Source organism: Kitasatospora putterlickiae (assembly GCF_039527695.1).
Classification (GTDB): domain Bacteria; phylum Actinomycetota; class Actinomycetes; order Streptomycetales; family Streptomycetaceae; genus Kitasatospora; species Kitasatospora putterlickiae.
Window position 1 is genome coordinate 4,963 of record NZ_BAAAKJ010000158.1, and the last position, 1,015, is coordinate 5,977.

The following is a 1,015-nucleotide window of genomic DNA, read 5'->3' on the forward strand; positions in this document are numbered from 1 at the left end:
TCGCCGGGCCGCACCCGGGTGACGGCGTCGCCGACCGCCGCGACGGTGCCCGCGCCCTCGTGGCCGAGGACGGCGGGCAGCGGCGCGGGCGTGCGGCCGGCCCGCACGCTCAGGTCGGTGTGGCAGATCCCGGCGGCGCGGATCCGGACCAGGACCTCGTCCGCGCGCGGCCCGTCCAGCCGGACGGTCTCCGGGCGGAACGGCCCGCCGGTCTCCCGCACCACGGCGGCGGTGGTCTCGATCATGACGCACCGGTCCCGCCGGGCGGCGCGTCGGCGGTCCCGTCCGGCGGCGCGCCGACGCTGTCCCACGGCTCCGTGGGCGTGAACAGCCGGTCGGGGGTGGCGCGTTCATAGGGCATGCCGGGCGGCATCGCGAGCACCTCCAGCTGCAGGCCCCAGGGTGTGCGGAAGTACACCCAGCGGTCGCCGTCGATCGGTCCGCCGTCGGCGATCGTCTGCGGTTCACCGAGCACCTCGACGCCGGGCCGGTCCCGCAGGTAGGCGACGGCGCGGTCCACGTCGTCGACGGCGATCGCGAGGTGGTGCCCGCCCCAGTCGCTGTTGGCGGGCTGCTCGCGGCGCTGGTCCGGGACTGAGTACTGGAACAGCTCCAGGTTGCTGACCGGGCCGAGGCGCAGCATCGCGATGTGCGCCACCGCCGAGCGGTGGACGCCGAGTTGGCGGTTCATCCAGTCGCCGTCCCCGGGTGGCGCGGCGACCGGCCCGAGGCGGTAGAGCAGGCGCGCACCGAGCACGTCGGTGAAGAACGCCACCGCCTGGTCGAGGTCGGGGACGGTGTAGGCGACGTGGTGCACGGCGCGCGCGCCGGGGATGCCGGTCATCGGGCGCTCCTTCCGGGAGCCTCGGGTCGGAGGGTCCGCGCGGCCTGCTCGTGGGCGGCGTCGCGCTGGTTGGCGATCGCGCTCATCAGGCTCAGGCCGCCGTCGACGGTGAGCGAGACGCCGGTGGTGTAGGCGGCGTCCGGGCCGGTCAGGTGGACGACGGCCGCCGCG

The 1,015-nt window shown here is 76.4% G+C and carries 2 protein-coding genes; both read right to left on the reverse strand.

Annotation, left to right across the window (positions count from 1 at the left end):
* The coding region (locus ABD308_RS16440) for an alcohol dehydrogenase catalytic domain-containing protein (RefSeq protein ID WP_344334200.1) at positions 1-245 on the reverse strand (245 nt) is incomplete at its 3' end.
* Complete coding sequence (locus ABD308_RS16445) at positions 242-844, reverse strand: VOC family protein (RefSeq protein WP_344334201.1); 603 nt, start codon at positions 842-844, stop codon at positions 242-244. The genes ABD308_RS16440 and ABD308_RS16445, both read right to left, overlap by 4 nt.
* Positions 845-1,015 lie beyond the last annotated feature (171 nt).